The sequence below is a fragment of the Actinokineospora pegani genome, from assembly GCF_009745975.1.
Classification (GTDB): domain Bacteria; phylum Actinomycetota; class Actinomycetes; order Mycobacteriales; family Pseudonocardiaceae; genus Actinokineospora; species Actinokineospora pegani.
In genome coordinates this window covers 28126-49273 of record NZ_WHOL01000045.1, presented here as the reverse complement: position 1 = coordinate 49273, position 21148 = coordinate 28126, and the positions used below count along the sequence as shown (strand labels likewise).

At 74.5% G+C, this 21148-nt stretch carries 17 protein-coding genes and 1 other RNA gene; 13 read left to right on the top strand and 5 right to left on the bottom strand.

What is annotated here, in order from left to right; genetic code table 11:
- Positions 1 to 34: 34 nt before the first annotated feature.
- Genes GCL84_RS03820 through GCL84_RS03800 form a run of 5 tightly spaced genes read left to right on the top strand, consistent with a single transcriptional unit; the run spans position 35 to position 9384 of the window.
- The gene (locus GCL84_RS03820; RefSeq protein ID WP_235925974.1) at positions 35 to 1606 is read left to right on the top strand and encodes a DUF2397 domain-containing protein; all 1572 of its coding nucleotides are present in this window, start codon (positions 35 to 37) and stop codon (positions 1604 to 1606) included.
- Positions 1596 to 2765 carry a TIGR02678 family protein gene (locus tag GCL84_RS03815; RefSeq protein ID WP_156753929.1) on the top strand — a complete coding sequence of 390 codons (1170 nt, stop codon included), beginning with the start codon at positions 1596 to 1598 and terminating at the stop codon, positions 2763 to 2765. The genes GCL84_RS03820 and GCL84_RS03815 overlap by 11 nt, the downstream gene beginning before the upstream one ends.
- Positions 2762 to 6877, top strand: a complete 4116-nt coding sequence (locus GCL84_RS03810; protein ID WP_156753928.1) for a TIGR02680 family protein — start codon at positions 2762 to 2764, stop codon at positions 6875 to 6877. Before GCL84_RS03815 ends, GCL84_RS03810 begins: the two co-directional genes overlap by 4 nt.
- Entirely contained in the window at positions 6874 to 8004 is a 1131-nt protein-coding gene (locus tag GCL84_RS03805; RefSeq protein ID WP_197523001.1) for a TIGR02679 domain-containing protein, read from the top strand. Before GCL84_RS03810 ends, GCL84_RS03805 begins: the two co-directional genes overlap by 4 nt.
- 54 nt (positions 8005 to 8058) lie before the next feature.
- Positions 8059 to 9384, top strand: coding sequence for a M14 family zinc carboxypeptidase (locus tag GCL84_RS03800; RefSeq protein ID WP_156753926.1), 1326 nt, complete (start codon positions 8059 to 8061; stop codon positions 9382 to 9384).
- Between the two features lie 28 nt (positions 9385 to 9412).
- Here the strand turns inward: GCL84_RS03800 and GCL84_RS03795 are convergent, their stop codons facing one another.
- The 3 genes from GCL84_RS03795 to GCL84_RS03785 form a co-directional block, all read right to left on the bottom strand.
- On the bottom strand, positions 9413 to 10222 hold the full coding sequence (locus tag GCL84_RS03795) for an SURF1 family cytochrome oxidase biogenesis protein (RefSeq protein WP_156753925.1): 810 nt from the start codon (positions 10220 to 10222) through the stop codon (positions 9413 to 9415).
- A gap of 20 nt (positions 10223 to 10242) precedes the next feature.
- Positions 10243 to 11052 (bottom strand): fructosamine kinase family protein, encoded by an 810-nt coding sequence (locus GCL84_RS03790; RefSeq protein WP_156753953.1) that lies wholly within the window; start codon positions 11050 to 11052, stop codon positions 10243 to 10245.
- Between the two features lie 82 nt (positions 11053 to 11134).
- Positions 11135 to 11650 carry a low molecular weight protein-tyrosine-phosphatase gene (locus GCL84_RS03785; protein WP_197522999.1) on the bottom strand — a complete coding sequence of 172 codons (516 nt, stop codon included), beginning with the start codon at positions 11648 to 11650 and terminating at the stop codon, positions 11135 to 11137.
- Between GCL84_RS03785 and cobC the strand changes: the two genes are divergently transcribed.
- Genes cobC through GCL84_RS03765 form a run of 4 tightly spaced genes read left to right on the top strand, consistent with a single transcriptional unit; the run spans position 11649 to position 15379 of the window.
- Entirely contained in the window at positions 11649 to 12695 is a 1047-nt protein-coding gene (gene cobC / locus GCL84_RS03780) for an Rv2231c family pyridoxal phosphate-dependent protein CobC (protein WP_197522998.1), read from the top strand. The genes GCL84_RS03785 and cobC overlap by 2 nt on opposite strands.
- Entirely contained in the window at positions 12692 to 13531 is an 840-nt protein-coding gene (locus GCL84_RS03775; protein ID WP_156753923.1) for a Nif3-like dinuclear metal center hexameric protein, read from the top strand. The genes cobC and GCL84_RS03775 overlap by 4 nt, the downstream gene beginning before the upstream one ends.
- Positions 13528 to 14265 (top strand): zinc ribbon domain-containing protein, encoded by a 738-nt coding sequence (locus tag GCL84_RS03770; RefSeq protein ID WP_156753922.1) that lies wholly within the window; start codon positions 13528 to 13530, stop codon positions 14263 to 14265. Before GCL84_RS03775 ends, GCL84_RS03770 begins: the two co-directional genes overlap by 4 nt.
- Positions 14266 to 14269: 4 nt before the next feature.
- Positions 14270 to 15379, top strand: a complete 1110-nt coding sequence (locus GCL84_RS03765) for a bifunctional RNase H/acid phosphatase (protein ID WP_156753921.1) — start codon at positions 14270 to 14272, stop codon at positions 15377 to 15379.
- Here the strand turns inward: GCL84_RS03765 and GCL84_RS03760 are convergent.
- A complete protein-coding gene (locus tag GCL84_RS03760) occupies positions 15369 to 15770 on the bottom strand; it encodes a hypothetical protein (protein ID WP_156753920.1) in 402 nt (133 codons plus the stop codon). The genes GCL84_RS03765 and GCL84_RS03760 overlap by 11 nt on opposite strands.
- Positions 15771 to 15797: 27 nt before the next feature.
- Complete coding sequence (locus tag GCL84_RS03755; protein WP_197522997.1) at positions 15798 to 16364, bottom strand: NAD(P)H-dependent oxidoreductase; 567 nt, start codon at positions 16362 to 16364, stop codon at positions 15798 to 15800.
- A gap of 217 nt (positions 16365 to 16581) precedes the next feature.
- Here GCL84_RS03755 and rnpB point away from each other — a divergent pair.
- The 4 genes from rnpB (at position 16582) to GCL84_RS03735 (ending at position 21110) form a co-directional block, all read left to right on the top strand.
- Positions 16582 to 16975, top strand: an RNA gene (rnpB, locus tag GCL84_RS03750) — RNase P RNA component class A.
- 405 nt (positions 16976 to 17380) lie between these two features.
- The gene (locus GCL84_RS03745) at positions 17381 to 17665 is read left to right on the top strand and encodes a hypothetical protein (RefSeq protein WP_235925972.1); all 285 of its coding nucleotides are present in this window, start codon (positions 17381 to 17383) and stop codon (positions 17663 to 17665) included.
- Between the two features lie 21 nt (positions 17666 to 17686).
- The gene (locus tag GCL84_RS03740) at positions 17687 to 18196 is read left to right on the top strand and encodes a hypothetical protein (protein WP_156753918.1); all 510 of its coding nucleotides are present in this window, start codon (positions 17687 to 17689) and stop codon (positions 18194 to 18196) included.
- Entirely contained in the window at positions 18180 to 21110 is a 2931-nt protein-coding gene (locus GCL84_RS03735) for an ATP-binding protein (protein ID WP_156753917.1), read from the top strand. The genes GCL84_RS03740 and GCL84_RS03735 overlap by 17 nt, the downstream gene beginning before the upstream one ends.
- Positions 21111 to 21148: the final 38 nt, after the last annotated feature.

The following is a 21148-nucleotide window of genomic DNA, read 5'->3' as shown; positions in this document are numbered from 1 at the left end:
CGGGCGTCGGTCCCGGCGGCTATCGTGGCCCGCCGTGGAGCCAGACCCATCGAGCCAGCTCGGCGCCGACGCCCAGCGCAGGCTCCAGCTCTACGCCTACCTGCAGCCGCGCGAGCACCACCGCACCTACCTGGCGATCATGCGGCTGTTCACCTCGACGCTGCTGGCCGACCTGTCCGCGGGCGAGGTGGCCTCCGCGCTGGCCGCGGTGGAGCGCGACGGCGAGCTCGAGATCGGCGAGTCGCACATCGACGTCGTCATCCCCCGGCTGCGCCAGCTCGTCGAGTGGGGCAACCTGGTGCACGGCCGCCGGGAGACGATCGCCTCGTCCATCGCGGAGTTCCAGCAGGGCTCGATGCGCTACCAGGTCGGCAAGCTGGCCGTGCGGGTGCAGCGCGACGTCGACGAGCTGCTGCGCGTCCCGGAGGGCGCCCGCGAGGTGTCCCGGGAGCTGCTGCCCGCCATCGAGCGCGGCCTCGGCGAGCTGGGCGCGACGGTGGCCACCGCGATCAGCCGCACCGGGCGCGACCCCGGGTCGCTGCCCGCCCGCCGGGCCCGCGAGCAGCTCGCCGAGCGGGTCACCACGCTGTTCCTGCAACACGCCGAGCTGGCCGCCACCGTCCGCGACTTCTACGCCTACCTCGGCCAGGTGCTCACCCGCCACCACCTCGCGCCGGAGGAGATCTCCGGGTTCCGCAACCTGCTCGTCGAGTACATCCAGCTCGTCGTCGAGGACGTCCTGCGGCACACCCCGAGCATCGCCGCCGCGCTGGCCGAGCTGGCCCCGACCCGCGCCGAGCTGGTCCGGCTGCTGCGCCCGGCCGAGCAGCTCGGCGCCGTGGTCGAGCGCACCAGGGGCCGCGCCGAGGCCGACTGGCAGGAGCTGACCGACTGGTTCGCCGACCGCCCCGGCAACCCCAGCCAGGTCACCGCCCTGCGCGACGCGACGACCCGCGCGATCGGCGCGCTGCTGGCCACCGTGCGCCGGGCGACCACCGGCGGCGGGCTGCTGCCGAGCAGGCGCACCGAGCTGGTCGCGCTGGCCGCCCGCTTCGACCGGGCCACCCCCGACGAGGCGCACTGCCTCTACGCGGGCGCGTTCGGGCTGCACTCCGCGCGCACCCTGCTGCCCGCCCCCGAGCACGACGGCGACGACGAGCACACCCCGTGGGCCGACGGGCCCGCGGTCGAGGTGTCGGTCAGCGTGCGCGGCCGCGGCGACCGGGGCGCGCGCGGGCGGACGTCGCGGATCATGGACGACCCGATCACCGAGCAGGGCCTGCTGGCCGCCGCCCGGGAGGCCGACGAGGAGCGCGAGGCCGCCTCCGCCGAGCTGGCCGAGGCGGCCGAGGACCTGGACAGCGCGGTCCTGTCCGCCACGGCCCTGTCGGCGCTGTGCGAGCTGCTCACCCTGGCCATGGCCCAGCGCGAGGGCGCGGACGACCCGGGCAGCGCCACCGACCAGGTGCGCGGCCTGACCCTGCGGCTGACCCCGTCGGCCGGGCGCACCACCAACATCCGGAGCAGGACGGGCACCCTGACCCTGCGCGACACCGTCGTCGACATCACGCGCGCCGAGACGAAGCGGGGCGCGGATGCGCGCTGACACCCGTTCCCGCCTGCCCACCGCGCTCGACGACCTGTCCGACATCGACGCGGCCAACGTCGCCCGCTGCGCCAAGGTGCTGCTGCGCCACCCGCTGCTGCGCGTCGGCGGGCCGGACGGCGACCTGCTGCCCCTGGTCTACCGGCACCGCGTGCCGCTGCAGGAGATGTTCGCGACCCTGCTCGGCTACCGGCTCGTCGTCGAGCGGCGCTTCGCCCGCCTGCACAAGGTCGGCCCGGACGACGACCCGACCCGCGGCGAGGCCGGGCTGACCCCGCGCGGGTACGCCTACCTGTGCCTGGCCGCGGCGGCGCTGACCGGCGCGGGCCGCCAGGTGCTGCTGTCGCGGCTGGTCGCCGACATCCGCTCCACCGCGGCCGAGGCGGGCATCGCCCTGGTCGACGACCTCGCCGAGCGCCGCTCGCTGACCGCCGCGCTGCGCCACCTCGTCGGCCTCGGCGTGATCACCGAGACCGACGGCGCCGTCAGCGAGGCCGAGGCGCTGATCACCGTGCACACCGACCTGCTGGCCCAGCTCCTGGGCCCGTCGGCCGGGGAGACCAGCTCCACCGTCGAGCACGAGGTGCGCAGGATGCTGGTGGAGAACCCGGTGACCCTGCACGCGGACCTGACGCCCGAGCAGGCCGACTGGCTGCGCCGGGGCCAGCGCCGCGAGTCGGTGCTGCTGGAGCGCTGCTTCGGCCTGGTCACCGAGATCCGGGCCGAGGGCGTGGCCGTCACCGACCCGGAGGAGTACCTGACCGACGTGGTCTTCCCCGGCCCCGGCACGGTCGCCCGCATGACCCTGCTCGCCCTGCCGGACCTGCTGGCGGTCGCGCAGGCCGAGCCCCGGTCCGACGGCCGGGTGCGGATCGGCTCCGGCGACATCCGCCGGACCTGCGAGCGGCTCATCGCCGACTACCCGGCGGCGTGGTCGCGGCAGGCCACCGAGAACATCCACGACCTGGTCGACGCCGTGATCGACCTGCTGCGCAGGCTCGCGCTCGCCGCCGAGGACCACGCGGGCCTGCTGCTCAGCCCCGCCGCGCACCGCTGGCTGCCCCAGCCCGACGACACCCCGGCCCGCGCCCCCGCGGGCCCCGCCCCCGTTGAAGAACCGGGCTGGTCCCTGTTCGACGGCCAGGAAGGAAGCCTGTGACCTCCGCAGATCCCGGATTCGGCCGCTGGCGGCTGCACCGAGGCGGTGTGGTCAACATCTGGCAGTACCGGGAGCAGACCTTCGACTTCTCCGGCGGCCGCGCGATCTTCCAGGGCACCAACGGGTCCGGGAAGTCGCGCACGCTGGAGCTGCTGCTGCCGCTGTGCCTCGACGGCGACCTGCGCCACCTGGGGTCCAAGGGCGCGGGCACGGTGTCGATCCGCCGCCTGATGCTCGACGACTACGACGGCGGCCCCAACCGCATCGGCTACGCCTGGATCGAGCTGCACCGCACCACCCCGACCGGCGGCGACGACTACCTGACCTGCGGCATCGGTGTGAAGGCCTCGGCCACCTCGCAGCAGATCAGCGACTCCTGGCGGTTCGTCACGCCCAGCCGCGTCGGCACGCACTTCACCCTCGCCACGGCCGACCGCGTCCCGCTCGGCCCGGCGGCCCTGCGGGACGTGCTCGGCGCGGACCGCGTGTACGACGAGCAGGCTTTCCGCGCGAAGGTGGCCGAGACCGTCTACGGCCTCCCGGCCCCGCGCTACGGCGACCTGCTGCACCTGCAGCGCACCCTGCGCAACCCCGACATCGGGCTCAAGGTGCAGGACGGGCAGCTCGAGCAGATCCTCACCGACGCGCTGCCGCCGCTGGACGTCACCGTCGTCGAGCAGTTGGCCACCTCGTTCGAGGACCTGGAGTCGATCCGGGAGAACATCGGCCGCCTCAGCAGCGCCGACACCGCGATGGGCGCCTTCCTGTCCGGGTACGCGGGCTACGCGCTGGGCGCCCTGCACGGCTGCGGCGCCAAGGCCGAGGTCGCGCGCAAGTCGTTGGACACCGCGCACACCGAGATCGACAAGCTGCGCACGAGGCTGGCCACCGAGTCCCGGGCGCGCGCCGCGGCCGAGGAGCTGGTGGCGGGCCTGGAGGAGCGCGACGCCGAGCTGGAGACCACCATCGACTCGCTCAAGTCGATGCCCGCCTACCAGGGCCTGCGCGACCTGCGGGACCGGGAGAAGCTCGTCGAGCGCACCCGGGAGTCCGCCGTCGCCGCGCTCGACCACGCCGGGGTGCAGCGCAACCACGCCGACCGCGCGGTGGAGACGGTGCTGTCGGTGCTGCGCCGCCTCGGCGGGGACGTCGAGGACGCCGCCGAGCTGGCCCGCACGACCACCGAGAGCCTCGTCGCCGCCGGGCTCGACGCCGCGCTGTGCCCGGGGGTGCCCGCCGCCCCGGACGCGGTGCCCGTCGTGGTGACCGACCGGGTCCGGGCCAAGCCCGACCCGGAGGCCGAGCCGTTGCAGGTGCAGCGGCGCACCCCGCCGGAGCTGGCCCCGGACGCGCTCGCGGGCGAGTTCGCCGCCGCCGCCGAGCGGGTCCAGGCGATCGGCGCCCAGGTCGGCGGCCGGGCCGCGCTGGCCATGGCGCTGCACGAGCGCGCGCTCAAGCTCGACCGCGAGCGCCAGGACCTCGACAAGCAGGCGGCCCAGGCCCGCGACGCCCAGATCGAGGCCACCGAGGCCGCGGGCAGGCGCAACGAGGCCAGGCAGCGCTTCGCCGACGCCGTCGAGGTCTGGGCGGACAAGGCCCGCCGCTGGGCCGCGTCCGGCCCGTTCGCCGACGAGCACACCCCGCGCCCGCCGCGCCCTGTCGCGGCCAAGGACGTCCTGACCCAGCCGGACGCGACCCGCTCGGCGCGGGCCGCCACCCGCGACTGGGCCGCCCCGCACCTGTCCGGCCTGCGCCAGCGGGTCGTCGCCGCGCGCCAGGTCGTCGACGAGCTGGTCGGCCGGATCAAGTCCGCCGAGGCGCGGCTGATCGAGCTGCGCAACGGCGTCGACGCCACCCCGCCCGCGCCGCCGTTCGGCGCCGCCGACCGCGACCCCGCAGCGGGCGCGCCGTTCTACCGGCTCGTCGACTTCGCGCCCGGGCTGGACGCGGGGGAGCGGGCCGGGCTCGAGGCCGCGTTGCAGGCCAGTGGGCTGCTGGCGGCGTGGGTGAGCGCTGACGGGAAGGTCGACGCGTCGGTGCCCGGCGTGCTCGCCGCCGCCGGGGAACCGGTCCCGTCGGCGCTGTCGGAGGTCCTGGTCCCCGCCGTCGACCCGGACAGCCCGGTGTCGGCGGACGTCGTCGCGGGCGTGTTGGCGTCGGTGTCGCACGGCGCCGAAGGGCCCGGGTTGAGCCTGTGGTCCGACGGGCGGTGGCAGGCCGGGGTGCTGCGCGGCGCGCTGTCCAAGGTGGAAGCCGAGTTCGTCGGGGCGGGCGCGCGGGCGGCGACCAGGCGGCGCACGGCCGAGGAGCTGTCCGCGTCCCTGGAGGCCCTGCACACCGAGCTGTCCGCCGCGGAGTCCGTGGTGGGCCAGCACTCCACGGCCGTGGAGACCTGGGACCGCCACCTCGACTCCTTCCCCGACGACCGCGACGTCATCGGCGCGCGCGCCACCGCCGACCAGGCAGCCGCCCAGGCGGACGACGCCGCGCGCAAGGCCGAGCGCCGCCGCGCCGAGCAGGCCGCCGCCACCGGCCGGGTCAGCGCCGCGGCGGGTGAGCTGGTCCGCGACGCCGGGGCCGCCGGGCTCACCGCCGACACCGAGGCGCTGCGGCACGCCCAGCGCGCGGCCACCACCGCCCGCGACGCCGCCGCGGCCCTGCGCGACGCGCTGGCCAAGCGGTGCGCCGGGACCGTGCGCGACCTCGTCGACGCCCTGCACGACCACAACGCCGCCACCGACGACCGCGCGGTCGCCGAGCGGGTCGCCGACGAGCGCTGCGCCGACTTCCAGCGCGAGGCCGCCGCGCTGAGCGAGCTGACCTCCGCGGTCGGCGGCGAGGCCGAGGAGGTGGCGCGGCAGCTCACCCAGGTCGAGCAGCGCCGCCGCGACGCCCGCGCGGAGCTGCCCCAGGCCCGCAAGGCCGCCGTGGACCTGTCGAACAAGGTCGTCAAGACCGAGACCCTGCTCGACACCCGCACCGGCGAGATCGACGGCAAGCGGGCCGCCGCCGAGGCCGCCGCGGCCGCGTTCGCCGAGGCGCTGGCCGCCCCCGGGGTGTGGAACGCGGCGGTGGACGAGCCCCGCCCGGACTCCGACCGCGACGCGTTCGCGCTGCTCGCGGCGGCCGTGGCGGAGAGCAAGCGCTTGCCGGGCGAGGAGAGCGCGCTGACCAGGTTGCAGGCCTTGCAGGCGTCGTTGGCAGGCACGCACAACGTGCTGCCGGAGCGGCACGCGGGCATCCTCACCGTCGTCGTCTCCGGCGAGGAGGGGCCCGCCCCGGTGGCCGACGCCGCGCGCCGGGTCGCCGAGCGGCTGGCCGAGCGGCGCGGGTTCCTGTCCGAGCAGTACCAGGAGATCTTCGCGCTGCACCTGGTGCGCGAGCTGGCCGAGCGGCTGTCCGCGCAGATCTCGGTCGCCGAGGACCTGACCCGGCGGATGAACGAGGTGCTCGACACCGCCCGGTCCAGCCAGGGCGTGCACGTCCAGCTCGACTGGCGGCCCGCGGCGTGGCTCGACGAGCCGACGCTGGAGGCGCTCAAGCTGCTGCGCGTGCCGTTCGCCGACCGCACCGAGGAGCAGGACGCCCGGTTGCAGCAGGTGTTCACCGAGCGGATCGAGGCCGAGCGCGACACCGCGACCGGCGGGTTCACCGAGATCCTGTCCCGCGCCCTGGACTACCGGTCCTGGTTCGCCTTCACCGTGCGCGTGCGCGACACGGGCCCGGACGCCAAGCCCCGCTCGCGGAGGCTGCGCCAGCTCTCCTCCGGCGAGACCCGGCTGATCTCGTACGTGACGCTGTTCGCCGCCGCCGCCGCGTTCTACGGCGCCATCTCCGCCGGGGTCGCCGCGTCGTCGCGGCTGTCGCCGCTGCGGCTGGTGCTGCTCGACGAGGCGTTCGAGCGGCTCGACGACCCGACCATCGCCCGGATGCTCGAGCTGCTGGTGGACCTCGACATGGACTGGGTGATCACCTGGCCCAGCGGGTGGGGCGTGTCCGACCGAATCCCCCGAATGCACATCTACGACGTCCTGCGGCCCAAGTCCGGGCACGGCGTGGCCTGCACGCACACCACGTGGGACGGCTCCGGCCTGGACCGGGACGACCCGTGAGCGCGCTGGCGGAGGCCTTCGGGCGGCCCGAGTACGTCGTGCTCTGGCGCAAGGCGCTGGCCGCGGTGCGGCGCGGACAGGCCCGCTTCGGCTACAAGGCCCCGGACCCGGCGGCGGCCGCGGCGGTCTCGGAGCTGCTCGGGGTGCCGGTCACGGCCGGGATCGGGATGACCTTCCCGGTCGAGGAGCTCGACGCGCTGCTGCGGGCGTCGTCGTTCCACTGTGGGCTGACGGACGTGCTTTCGGCGGTGCACGGCCAAGAGGTCGTTGCGGGAGACGCGTCCCCGTCGCGCGACGAGTGGGTTGATGAGCTGCTGCGGGACGCGTTGACCACCGCGGGGCTGTCGACGGCTCCGTGGGCCTCGGTGTGGGTGGACCAGGTGCGCCGGTACGCCAAGATCGCGCCGGAGCGGCTGGCCGGGCCCGCCGTGGAGGCCGCCGCTGTGCTGGCCAGGATCAACCTCGACCCGGGTGCCGTGCCGACGGTGTGGGTGCCGCGGGCGGAATTGGCCGGGGTCGGCCTGGACCGGGGGCGCAAGCTGGCCGCGTTGGTGCTGCGGGCGGCCGCGTTGGCGCACGGGGTGCCGTTGCCGCGCGGCGCTGAGGCGGAGCGGCGGCTGTGGGAGCGCTGCGGGGTGGCCGTGGACGGGTTGTCGTCGACGGTGGTGTGGCGCGGGAGCGTGGTGGCGCTGCGCGATGTCGCGACTGTGCCGGTGGTGCCGCCGGGCGCGGTGGTGTGGGTGTGCTCGAGCCCGCGGCTGGCCGAGGTCGCTGGACCGGTCGACCTGGTGTGCCTGGCGGGCAGGCTCGGGGTGGCGGCGCGGATGCTGCTGGCCCGGCTGGCGTCGTTGCGCGTCGACCTGCGGGTGCACGGGGACTTCGACGCGGCTGGGTTGCTGGTCGTGCGCGAGGTGCTGTCGTTGACCGGTGGGACGCCGTGGCGGATGGGCGCCGACGACTACCGCTCGGCGCTGGACCTGGCCCGGTCGGAGGGCATCGACCTGCCGCCGCTGGACGGCGAGGTGGGGCCGACGCCGTGGGACCCCCGTTTGGGTGATGCGCTGCGCGCAGGGTGGTCCGTGCCCGAAGAAATGCTGCTTGACCTGCTGATACCCGATCTGGTGTAGTTTTCCGACTTCCGTCGGTTATCGGTTGGTGACTGTCCGACTAGCGTTTTGCCCATGATGCGACGCCGATATCCCATCGCTGCCGCCGCGGCGATCGCGCTCGCCGCGGGCACCCTGCTGGCGGCGCCACCCGCGCAGTCCGCCCCGGCCCCCGACGCCTCGCAGGTCTACCGGGTGCCCGGTGGTCTGGAACGCTCTGACGAGCTGCTGGCCTCCGGCGTCGACCTGCTGGAACGCCGCTCCGGACACGACCTGTTCGTGCTCGGAGCGGACGCGGCGGAGCAGGTGCGGGCGATGGGCCTGAGCGCGGTTCCCTCGGGCAGTGCCGTGTCGCCGGTGACCGCGCGCTCGGCCGCCGCGAACACCTACTACGGCGGGTACCAGACGACCGCTGGGCAGTACGCGCACCTCGACGCCGTGGCCGCCGCCCACCCGGAGCTGGCCTCGGTGCTGACCTACGGGTCGTCGTGGCTCAAGGAGCAGGGCCGCGGCGGCAACGACCTGAAGGCGATCTGCCTGACGGCCAAGACGGGGTCGGACTGCACCCGCGCGGCGGGCGGCAAGCCGAAGTTCTTCCTGATCTCGCAGATCCACTCCCGTGAGATCAGCACCGGCGAGGTCTCCTACCGCTGGATCGACCACCTGGCCGACGGCTACGGCACCGACCCGGCGGTCACCGCGCTGATGGACTCGGTGGAGATGTGGGTGGTCCCGGTCGCCAACCCCGACGGCGTCGACATCGTCGCCTCCGGCGGCGACACCCCGGTGCTCCAGCGCAAGAACGCCAACGACTCCCACCAGGACTGCGGCGTCGGCTCCACCGGCGTCGACCTCAACCGCAACGCGGGCTCGCACTGGGGTGAGAGCGGCACCTCCGACGACCCGTGCAGCGAGATCTACCTCGGCCCGAGCCCGGACTCCGAGGTGGAGAACTCGGCGCTGGAGGGTTTGATCGCGGACCTCTATGAGGACAAGCGCGAGGATGGTGACGCCTCCGCTGCCCCGGCTGACACCGCGGGCATGTTCATCACCATGCACGCTGACGCTGCCCAGGTTCTTCACCCCTGGGGGCACGATGCCGCTGTGCAGACCGGTAATGACGCCGCCCTGCGGGCCTTCGGGCGGCGACTGGGCGACCAACTCGGTTATGACTCCGGTCAAGCGGGCGAGATTCTGTATGACGCGTCAGGGGGCACTGAGGACTGGGTTTACGACAAGTTGGGTGTTGCTGCTTATACGATTGAGGTTGGGGATAATAAGGGGCGGGGGTGTGATGGATTTCTGCCGCCGTTCGCGTGCCAGGATGAGTATTACTGGCCCGAGTTGCGGCCTGCGTTGATGTTGGCGGCGGAGAAGGCCAAGGCGCCGTACTCGTCTTGAGCTGGGCGTACTTCTTCGAGAACCGGGATCAGGTGCGGGTGTATTCCTCGTCCTGGGCCAGTTGCTCGGCCACTGAGAGCTTCTTCGGGCGGGACTGGGCCAGAGCGCCGCCGGGTTTGATCTCGCGCCAGGTGAAGTAGATCAGGCCCAGGATGCCCATTGTGCCGAAGGCGATCCATTGCAGGGCGTAGGAGAAGAAGGGGCCCGCCTCCCGCTGGGGGAGCGGCAGGGCCGACAGGACGCCGGGGGAGCCCTCTTCCAGTTGGAGGTAGCCGGGGGCGAGGGGGATGTTCGCCGCGTCGCCGACCACTCGGGAGTTGATGCCGTAGACCTGGCGGTGGCCGTCGGTTGTCGCGTCCTGGAAGGCGGGGCGGGTGTCGCGTTCGTCGACGCGGATCCGGGCTGTCAGGTCCACGGGGCCGGTGGGGGCGGCGGCGAAGGAGGGGACGCGGACGCCGCCGACCGGGCGGACGTAGCCGCGGTTGACCAGGACGTGGGTGCCGTCGTCCAGGCGGAAGGGGGTGAGGACCTCGAAGGCGGCGTTGCCCTGCACGGTGCGCAGGCGGGCGACGGCCCCGCCCGCGGGCTCGTAGGCGCCGCGCAGGGTGACTCGGCGCCACTCGGTGGAGTTGTCGGGGGTCTGGCCCGCGGCCAGCACCTCGCGCAGCGGGACCGGGGCCGAGTCGGTCGAGGACTCCAGGGCGGTGTTCGTCGCCTGGCGTTCGGAGTTGCGGCCGAACTGCCAGGGGGCGAGCAGGGTGAAGCACGTCACCGCGAAGAGGACGACGACGAGCGCCAGGAGCAGCCAACCCGGGCGGAGCAGGAGCTTCAACCTCACCCCACCACGGTAAGCCAAGGTCAGGCGGACAGTGCCCGCCGGGCCGCCGTCAGGGTCTGGGCGGCGTACCCGGGGCCGAACAGGACCACGTGCACCAGGAGCGGGAACAGTTGGTGCAACGGGGTCCTGTCCTGCCAGCCGGGGGCCAGCGGGCGGGTCTCGTCGTAGGCGGCCAGCACGCGGTCGAGGTGTGGGCAACCGAACAGCGCCAGCATGGCCAGGTCGGACTCGCGGTGCCCGCCGTGGGCCGCCGGGTCGATCAGCCAGGCCAGGTTCGCGCGGTCCCACAGGACGTTGCCGTTCCACAGGTCGCCGTGCAGCCGGGCGGGCGGCTCGGCGGGCCCGGCCAACTCGCCGATGCGCGCGCAGACCTCGCTGACCAGCCGCGACGCCGCCGGGTCCAGCAGATCCCGGTCCACGGCCTGGCGCAGGTAGGGCTCGATCCGGTGCGCCGCGAACCACTCCGGCCACGACTGGCCCGGCACGCACGCCATCGGCAGCCCGCCGATCCAGGACTCCGCGGGCCCCTCGCCGAACGCCGACGCCCCCGCCGCGTGCAGCCGGGCCAGCCCCCGCCCCAGCCCCTCGGCCGCGGTGGCCGACGCCTGCCCCGGCTCCACCTGGTCGATCACCAGCCAGTGCTCGTCGACGGCCCGGACCTGGGTCACCGCCACCGCGCCCGGCTCGGCGAGCCAGCCCAGGCCCCACGCCTCCACCCCAGCCTTGCCCGCGTCGGCGTGGAACTTGGCGACCACCAGGTCCCCGTCCGCCAGGTCCACCTCGAACACCGAGTCCTTGACCGCGTGCGTCCCCACGACCTCGACGCCCATCAGCTCGCTGACGGCGAGAGCGGGGTTCACCGTTGCCCCCGGGGCCAGGCCCGTACCCCGCCGCTGCCCCGTCCCACGGGGCTCACAGCCGGTCCCGCACCCAGGCCACCATGCCCGGCATCGCGGCCTCGACCATGGCCATGACCTCGGCGAACCCGGCGTCGTCGCCGTAGTACGGGTCCGGCACGTCGCGGTCGCGGCCCGCGTCCGGGTCGAAGTCGCGCAGCAGCACGACCCGCCCCGGGTCCGCCGCCAGCCGCCGCAGCGCCCGCTCGTGCCCGGTGTCCAGTGCCACCAGCAGGTCCGCGTCGAGGTGCTCCGCCGCCACCTGGGCCGCGGCGTGGTCGGCCGGGTAGCCGCCGTCGACCAGCACCCGGACCGTGCGCGGGTCCGCCCCGTCGCCCACGTGCCAGCCGCCGGTCCCCGCGCTGCTCACCCGCACCTCGTCGGCCAGGCCCGCCCGGCGGACGTGCTCGGCGAACACCAGGGCGGCCATGGGGGAGCGGCAGATGTTCCCCGTGCAGACGAAGCAGATGTGCAGCGGGTCTCCGGAGCGAGTCACCACCCCAGTGTCCACGAAACCTAGACTCCACCCCATGGACGACAGGCTGCGCCACCACGGCGACGTGGACGCCGAGCCGGGGCTGCGCGACTTCGCCGTCAACGTGCGCGGTGACGGGCCGCCGGACTGGTTGCGGGGTGTGCTGGTCGAGGCGCTGGACCGGCTGGGCCGCTATCCCTGCGCCGCGGACGACCTGCGGGCCCGGGCGGCGGTGGCCGATCGGCACGGCAGGCGGCCGGACGAGGTCGTGGTGCTCAACGGGTCCGCCGAGGGGTTCGCGCTGCTGCCCGGTCTGCGGCCGCGCAGGGCCGCGCTGGTGCACCCGTCCTTCACCGAGCCCGAGGTGGCGCTGCGCGCGGCCGGGGTGCCCGTCGAGCACGTCCTCCTCGACCCCGCCGACGGGTACGCGCTGCGCCCGGGCCTGGTGCCCGACGACGCGGACATGGTCGTCGTCGGCAACCCGACCAACCCGACCTCGGCCCTGCACCGCCGCGACGCCGTCCTCGGGCTGGCGCGGCCGGGGCGGGTGCTCGTCGTCGACGAGGCGTTCATGGACGCCGTCCCCGGCGAGCCGGAGACGCTCACCGGACTGCGCGCGCCCGGCCTGCTGGTCCTGCGCAGCCTCACCAAGACGTGGGCGCTGCCCGGCCTGCGCGCCGGGTACGCCCTGGGCGACCCGGGCCTGCTCGCGGCGCTCGCCCACAGTCGTCCACAGTGGCCAGTCGGCGCGCTGGCGCTGGCCGCGGTCGAGGCCTGCTGCGGCCCGGCCGCCGTCGCCGAGGCCCAGCGGGCGGCCGACGTCGCCGCCGTGCACCGGGCCGACCTGGCCGACCGGCTCGCCGAGATCCCCGGCGTGCGCGTGACCGGGCCCGCGGCCGCCCCGTTCCTGCTGCTGCGCGTGCCCGACGGGACCGCGCTGCGGGCCGCCCTGCGTGGCGCGGGGATCGCTGTGCGGCGGGGCGACACGTTCCCCGGGCTCGGCCCCGACCACGTGCGGGTCGCGGTGCGCGCGCCCCGCGAGTGCGACCCGCTGGTCGAGGCGGTTCGCCTGTTCCAGACCCAGGAGGTCCTGCTCTCATGACGACCGTCGGCGACGCCATCGCCGCCCTCGAGGCCGCCTACCCGGTCGAGCTCGCCGAGAGCTGGGACGCCGTCGGGCTCGTCTGCGGCGACCCGGCCGACCCGCTGACCCGCGCGCTGCTCTGCGTGGACCCAGTCGAGTCCATTGTGGACGAAGCGGTCGAGCGCGGCGCGCAGCTCATCGTCGCCCACCACCCGCTGCTGCTCAAGGGCGTGCACGGGGTCGGGACGGACACGCACAAGGGCAGGCTGGTGCACCGCATGGTCCGCGCGGGCATCGCCCTCTACTGCGCCCACACCAACGCCGACTCCGCCGACCCCGGGGTGTCCGACGCGCTCGCGGCGGCCCTCGGCGTCACCGTCACCGGGCCGCTGAGCCCCAACGCCGACGGCCGCACCGGGATCGGCCGGATCGGCGAGCTGGCCGAGCCGGAGCCGTTCGCCGTGTTCGTCGAGCGGGTGGCCGCCGCGCTGCCCGCCACCGAGGGCGGTGTGCGCGCCGCGGGCGACCCCGGCCGCGCCATCCGCCGCGTCGCCGTCTCCGGCGGGGCTGGCGACTCCTACCTCGGCGCGGCCACCGCCGCCGGGGTCGACGCCTTCGTCACCGCCGACCTGCGCCACCACCCCGCCGCCGAGCACGTGGCGGCCGGGGACGGGCCCGCGCTGGTCGACGTGGCGCACTGGGCCAGCGAGTGGCCGTGGTGCGAGCAGGCGGCAGGCGTCCTGCGCGCGGGGCTCGGCGGTACGGTCGACACATTCGTCTCCACGCGCCGCACCGATCCCTGGACAGCCCAGTCCCCCGGTGCGGCGTCCCGAACCGGGAGGTCCACCGGGTGAAAGCTGATCCCGCCGCTCAACGCAGACTGCTCGACCTCGCCGAGGTCGACGCCGAGCTCGGTCGGGTGCTGCACCGGCGCACGACCATGCCGGAGCTGGCCGAGGTCGCCGCGGCCGAGCAGGCCGTGCGCGGCGGCACCGACGCCCGCGTCGCCGTGCAGACCCAGCTCGACGACCTCGACCGCGAGGTGGCCAGGCAGGAGAAGGAGATCGACGCGGTGCGCTCCCGCGAGGAGCGCGACCGGTCGCTGATGGCGGGCGGCACCCTGGGCAGCAAGCAGCTCACCGACATCGAGCACGAGCTGGGCACCCTGCTGCGGCGCCGGTCGGTGCTCGAGGACGACCTGCTGGAGCTGATGGAGCGCCGCGAGGCCGTCGAGATGGACCTGCGGCACGCGGCCGTCGAGCTGGACAAGGCGACCGCGGCGCTGACCGCCGCGACCAGCCGCCGCGACGAGAACCTCGCCGACCTGGACACCACCCAGGCCCGCCGCGACGCCGAGCGGGTCAAGGTCGTCGCCGCGCTGCCCGAGCCGCTGCTGGCCCTCTACGAGCGCAAGCGCTCCCGCGGCGGGATCGGCGCCTCGCTGCTGCGCGCCCGGCGCTGCGGCGCCTGCCAGATCGAGATCGACCGGCGGGAGCTGGCCCAGATCAAGGCCGCGGGCGCGGACGAGGTCGTCGAGCACGAGGAGTGCGGCGCGATCCTGGTGCGCACGGCGGAATCGGGGCTCTGAGCACATGCGGGTCGCGGTCGAGGCGGATGGCGGGTCGCGGGGCAACCCCGGGCCCGCCGGGTACGGCGCGGTGGTCTTCGACGCGGCGGGCGGGGTGCTGGCCGAGCGGGCCGAGGCGATCGGCGTCGCGACCAACAACGTCGCCGAGTACCGGGGGCTGATCGCCGGGTTGCGCGCCGCCGCCGCGCTGGGCGCGACCGAGGTCGAGGTCCGGATGGACTCCAAGCTGGTCGTCGAGCAGATGGCCGGGCGCTGGCAGGTCAAGCACCCGTCGATGAAGCCGCTGGCAGCCGAGGCCAAGGAGCTGGCCACCGGGTTCGCCCGCGTCGACTACCGGTGGATCCCGCGCGCGGAGAACACCCACGCCGACCGCCTCGCCAACCGGGCGATGGACGGGGAGTCGATCGACCGCAACGGCTCCGACGGCTCTGACGCGCCGGAGCCCGCGCGGTCCGGCCCCGCCCGGTGGAGCGGCGCGTCCGGGACGCCCACGAGGCTGCTGCTGGTGCGCCACGGGCAGACGGCGATGTCGGTCGAGCGCCGCTACTCCGGCCGCGGCGACGTCCCGCTGACCGAGCTGGGCGGGTCCCAGGCCGCGGCCGCGGGCGCCCGGGTCGCCGCGCTCGACGGCGTCACCGCCGACACCCCGGTCCTCGCCTCGCCGCTGGCCCGCACCCGCCAGACCGCCGACGCGGTCGCCGCGGCCACCGGCGGCGCGGTGCGGACCTCGCCCGGCCTCATCGAGACCGACTTCGGCGACTGGGAGGGCATGACCTTCGGCGAGGCCGCCGAGTCGGACCCCGCCCTGCACCGCCGCTGGCTGTCGGACACCTCGGTGCCCCCGCCGGGCGGCGAGAGCTTCGACGTCGTCCACGCCCGCGTCCGCGCCGCACTCGACGAGGTGATCGAGGAGCACGCGGGCGCCACCGTCGTCCTGGTCACCCACGTCACGCCGATCAAGACCCTGCTGCGGCTGGCCCTCGACGTCGGCCCGTCGCTGCTCTACCGGCTGCACCTGGACCTGGCGTCGCTGTCGGTCGCCGAGTTCTACCCGGACGGCAACGCCTCGGTCCGCCTGGTCAACGACACCTCCCACCTACGACCTAGCCGCTGATCACCCGCATCTCCGAGACGCACCACGCGTCGTCGGTCGGCCGCGCGGTCGCCGTCACCCAGCGCTGGGGGTCGCCCTCGGCGTCCACGCGCTCGGACTCCACGAGGAAGGTCAGCGCGGAAGCGGCCGACATGACGCCGTTGGGGCGGTACGCGCCGCCGAACGCGAGCAGGTCGTCGGTCACGTCCTCGACGGGGCCACCGCAGGTGTGGGCGGTGAGCCAGGGCCGGTCGGCACGGGTGAGGGCGTCGGTGAACGCCGCGGCGAAGGCCTGGTCCGGCGCCGGCCCGGGGTCCTCGCCCGAGCCTGCCGCCCCGAAGACCAGACCGAAGCCGACAGCGCCGACGACGGCCGCGGCGACGGCGATGGGGATGGCTTTCCGATTGGCCATGGACCCAATCTAACGAGCCGCCTCCGGTCAGCCCGTCAGTGACGAGGCCTGGGCGGGGCGGGGGAGGGCCTCGCAGAAGGCCTCGACCACGTCGGTGAGCGCGGCCGCGGCCAGCGGCAGGATGGACTCGCCGGGGGCGCTGCCCGGCGCCTCCGGGGTGATCATCCGGTCCGGGACGAAGTGGCCGGGCAGCACCCTGGTGGCGCCCACGGCGAACAGCAGCGGCCGCAGCACGAACTCCAGCGCGACCAGGTGGCCCTGCGACCCGCCGGTGGCCAGCGGCAGCACCGCCTTGCCCGCGAGCGCGCCGCTGGGCAGCAGGTCGAGCAGGGATTTCACCAGGCCGCTGTGCGCGGCTCGGTAGACCGGGCTGACCACGACCAGGCCGTCGGCCTCCTCGACCGCGCGCAGGGCGTCGCGGATGGCCGGGTCGCCCCGGTCCTCGGCGAGCAGGGCGACGGCGGGCAGGTCCCGCACGCACAGCGTGGCGCAGGTGTGGCCCGCCCTCGCCAGCGCCGCCCGGGCGTGCGCCGCGACGGCGGCCGGGCGGGCGGTGGGCGACGGGCTGCCGGAGACGATCAGTGCTGTGGCCACGGGGGCTCCTCGACAGGGGGTCGGGTGGTCGCCGCTGGGGGCGTCAGCGCGGGCAGGCGCCACCGGTGGAGCGGACAAGCCGAGGTGTCCGCGCCGGGCGCGGAACCGGTCACCGAGCGTGACGGGGGTGGACCAGCGCGTGTGACGTGCCCCAACGCGGTCCACCCACTGGGAGGTGGCGACCGTTCGGTGGAAGCGTATCCTCGGTGATCGCGGACGAGCCGGCCGGGCGACCGCGGCGGGAGACCGTCGAGGAAAGTCCGGACTCCGCAGGGCAGGGTGGTTGTTAACGGCAACCCGGGGCGACCCGCGGGACAGTGCCACAGAGAACAGACCGCCCAGCCGCTCGGGGAGACCCGCGCTGCTGGGTAAGGGTGAAACGGTGGTGTAAGAGACCACCAGCGCCCCGGGTGACCGGGGCGGCTAGGTAAACCCCACCCGGAGCAAGGCCAAGAGGGGGCCGCGAGGCCCCTGCGCAGACGCTCGAGGGCTGCCCGCCCGAGTCTGCGGGTAGGCCGCACGAGCCCGTCGGCGACGGCGGGCCCAGATGGATGGTCGCCGCCGGGGCGCGAGCCCCGGGACAGAATCCGGCTTACAGGCCGACTCGTCCGCGCCCGGCGGGTTGCTCCGATCGGTAGTACACCGAACGGAGTAACCCCGCCCGGCAACGCCTGGAAACAGTCCTGTGACTTGTCGCACCCTCGGTGAGCGCACGGCGTGCAACCGGGTGATTCGCGCTGATCACATGATTTTTCCGGATCTGGGGGATGGCCACCGGCCCTCCTCGGATGATGATGGATGTGGTCAGATAGCACCGCGCACGCACCAGGAGGGTGGTTCGAGTCTACGGAACGCTGCGCAGCAGCTACCCGCCGTAATGACAATCATGCGCCTTTCATGCTGTACTCGTCGGGCACCGCACCCGATGACCCGCAGCACCGCCAGGCGCACCCCGTACCTGCCGCGCAGGAGCACACCCCGATGATGAACCGCTTCCGCGCTCTTGGGAGATCGAGATGAGCAGCCCCATCCTCACCGCATTCGTGGATCTCGCTCAACAGCAGGAGCCCACGTCCGTTGACACCGTCAACCTGCGGACGTGGATTCTCGACAACGTCGTCCCCCTGCTGCTGCTGGTGGTCGCCTTGCTGCTGCTGTACTTGGGCGGCGGCCGCGGCGACAACGCGGGCGTGATGCGCAGGCTCGGCGGCGTCGTCATCGCGCTGGCGGTCATCGGCCTCGCGGTGACCAACGCGGGCGAGGGCATCGGCCGGTGGCTGGCCGGCCTGTTCACCGGCTGAGCCGGGCCGGAGTGAACTGACGTGCGGATACGCACCGACGACGACGTGTACCGGGTCGACGCCGTCTGGCTGGGCCCGCCGAAGGCGACGTTCCCGTGGCGGGCGCGGTACGTGGCCTGGGGCGTGGGCTCCGCGGTGTTCCTGGTGGTCCTGACGATCCTGCGGAATCTGGGCATCGGCTTGTTCTGGTCGTTCGCCTGGGGGATGGTGGGCACCGTCGCGCTGACCATGGTGATCACCGCGAAGATCAGCCACGAGCGCCCGCTGGGCGCCGTGCTGGCCATGTGGGCGCGCGAGCTGAACGCCCCCCGGGAGAACACCGCCAGCGACGGCGGCGCGGTGAGCGCGGCATCGGTGCGGGTGCGGGCTGAGTACCCCAGACGCAGCGACCGCACGCGCCGCCGGGCCGAGGCGGCCAGGGAACGCAGCCGCGCGAAGCGGAGCAAGCAGGAGGCCGGCAGACAGCGGACGCCGAAGCGCAGGCCGCGCACGACGAGCGACAGGGAGGTCAGCGGTGTTCGGACGCCGTAAGGGAGAGCAGCAGGAGGCGCTCGCCCCCTACCCGGCGGGACACCCGCAGGACCGGTCCGCCCGCTACGAGCAAGCCCAGGCCCGCAAGCGCGGCAGGCGGCTGCCCGGTGAGCAGGCCGTGCCCAGCTACACCCCGCAGATCGCCACCCGCTCCATCGACGGGCATCTGCTGCGCACCGGCGCCGACGTGTTCGCCTGGTACCGGCTGGCCCCGCAGCGCTGGTCGTTCCGCTCGGACTCCCAGCGCCAGGACCTCATCGCCGCCATCGCCGGGCAGTACGCCGAGCTCTCCGGCCGCTGGATGCACCTGCGGGTGACCACCCGGCCCTACCCGATCCGCATGTGGGCCGAGGCGCACGTGCACAACGCGGTCAACCGGCTGCCCGACGTCCCCGGCGCGCTCAGCTTCGACGACTACCTCGTCGGCGAGCAGCAGCAGCTCCTCGGCCGCTCCATGGCCGAGAAGGAGGTCTACCTCGGCGTCCAGGTGCAGACCCGCAACGTGGTCGACCGGGCCGTCGAGCGGGCCGCCCCGCTGCTGCGCAAGGTCTTCCCGGACGCCGTCGACGCCGAGCTGATGGCGATCGAGTCCGAGGTCGAGCACCTCGACCAGGTCGTCGGCTCCGCGGGCCTGGAGGGCCGCCCGGCCACGGCCGAGGAGATGTCCTGGCTGATGCACCGCTCGTGCTCGCTGGGCCTGCCCGCGCCGCGCAACATGCCCGCGGTGCCCGGCGCGACCTGGGAGCCGGAGGACCTGGCCAGCTTCACCGACGCCGCCGACTTCCACCAGGAGCCCTACTCCCCGACGGTGACCGTGCGCGGCCGCACCGGCTCCAACGCCGGGGTCACCCGGCACGTCACCGTGCTGACCGTCGGCATGATGCACGGCCTGACCATCCCCGAGATCGACGACCCGTGGGTGCAGCGCTCCGACCGGCTGCCCGCCGCGGTGGAGTGGTCCGCCCGCATCTACGTGCGACGGCCGGAAGAGGTCCAGGGCGAGCTGCAGCGGCAGATGAACAAGGTCCGCTCGCAGGTCAAGCACTACACCGACGAGCACGAGCTCGAGCCGCCGCAGTCGCTGGCCCGCCAGGCCAGCCGGGTGCTGGAGATCGACGACGAGATGACCTCGGGCTTCACCGCCCTGGCCACCCGCGTGCGGTCCTGGTGGCGGCTGGCGGTGTCCGGCCCGACCGAGCGCGACGCGCTGCGCCTGGCCCAGCAGCTCCTCGACCTCTACAAGCCCAAGGTCGCCATCGAGCACCCCGAGGCGCAGTACGCCATGGCGCGGGAGTTCATCCCGGGCGAGCCGCTGGCCTCGGGCGCCTACCTGCGCCGCGGCTCGGTGATCTGGGCGGCCTCGGCCGTGCCCACCGCCACCGCCGAGGTCGGCGACCGGCGCGGCATCCTGCTCGGCGAGACCTGCACCGCCACCCGCCGCCCGGTGGCCTGGGACCCGTGGATGGCCCAGGAGATCCGCGACGCCTCCGGCCTGACCGCGATGGTCGCGGGCCTCGGCGGCGGCAAGTCGTTCCTCGGCGGCGGCATCGTCTACAAGACGCTGCGCGCGGGCGCGCACTGGACCGTGCTCGACCCGTCCGGCCCGCTGGCCAAGCTGTGCGACCTGCCCGAGCTGCGCCCCTACGCGCGGCCGATCAACCTGCTCAACGCGCAGGCGGGCATCCTCAACCCGTACCGGGTGGTCGCCGAGCCCAAGATCGACCACTTCCTCGACGAGGAGGACCCGGAGCGGGCCTGGCGCCGGGAGAAGGCGCTGGCCGCCGCGACGCGGCGCCGCCTGGTCCTCGACGTGCTCACCGGCCTGCTGCCCTACGAGATCGCCCGGCTGCCGCAGAGCCGCATCGTGCTGCTGCGCGCGGTCCGGACCGTGGGCGGGCGCGCCGACGCCGACCCGTCGCTGGTGTTCGACGCGCTGCGCCGCGACGCCTCCGAGCACCGCGAGCACGCCGTCGTCGTCGCCGACTTCCTCGACGAGATGAAGGAGCGCATGTCGCTGCTCATCCCCGAGCGCGGCGCCGACCCCTACGACGAGCAGCGCGACGACCGGCTCACCGTGCTCACCATGGCCGGGCTGACCCTGCCCAAGGACGGCGTGGGCCGCGAGCACTGGACCGACGCCGAGGCCCTGGGCGTGGAGATGCTCAACCTCGCCGCCTGGCTGACCCAGCGCTCGATCTACGAGAAGCCCAAGGACATGCGCAAGGGCGTCTGGATCGACGAGGCGTTCTTCCTCTCCGAGGTCCCCACCGGCCGCGTGCTGATGAACCGCTTCGCCCGCGACTCGCGCAAGTGGAACGTGCGCGTCCTGCTGTCCTCGCAGATCCCGGCCGACTTCCTCAAGATCCAGGGCTTCGTCGCCCTGCTCGACTCGGTGTTCATCGGCCGCCTCGACGACGACCAGGCCCAGGCCGACGCGCTGCGCCTGCTCAAGGTGCCCGTCGCCGCCGGGTACGAGCAGGTCGTGGCGGGCCTGGGCCGCCGCCCCGGCGGGCAGCGCGCCGCCGCGGTCGAGCGCGACCTGGCCCCCCGCCAGTTCATCTTCGGCGACGGCGCGGGCGGTGTGGAGCGCATCCGCATCGACCTGTCCGGCGACCACCTCGACCACCTGCGCGCGGTCATGGACACCACCCCGGACGCCCAGCGCGACCGGCTGCCCACGCCGGACAGCGAGCGGGCCACGGCGCCGGAGATCCCCGAGGCCCAGTACGACCTCATCGAGGCCGCGGGCAACGACGAGGAGTTCGAGCGGGCCGCGGAGTTCGAGCTCGGCCTGACCGAGGACGACTACCTCGACGCGGGCGCGCTCGAGGGCACCCTGGTCGCCGACGACGAGGGCGGCCCGGACGGCGACCGCAAGAAGGGCAAGAAGCGCGGCCGCGAGGACGCGGCGTGACCGAGCGTGAGGGTGACAAGCAACAGGGGGACAACCCT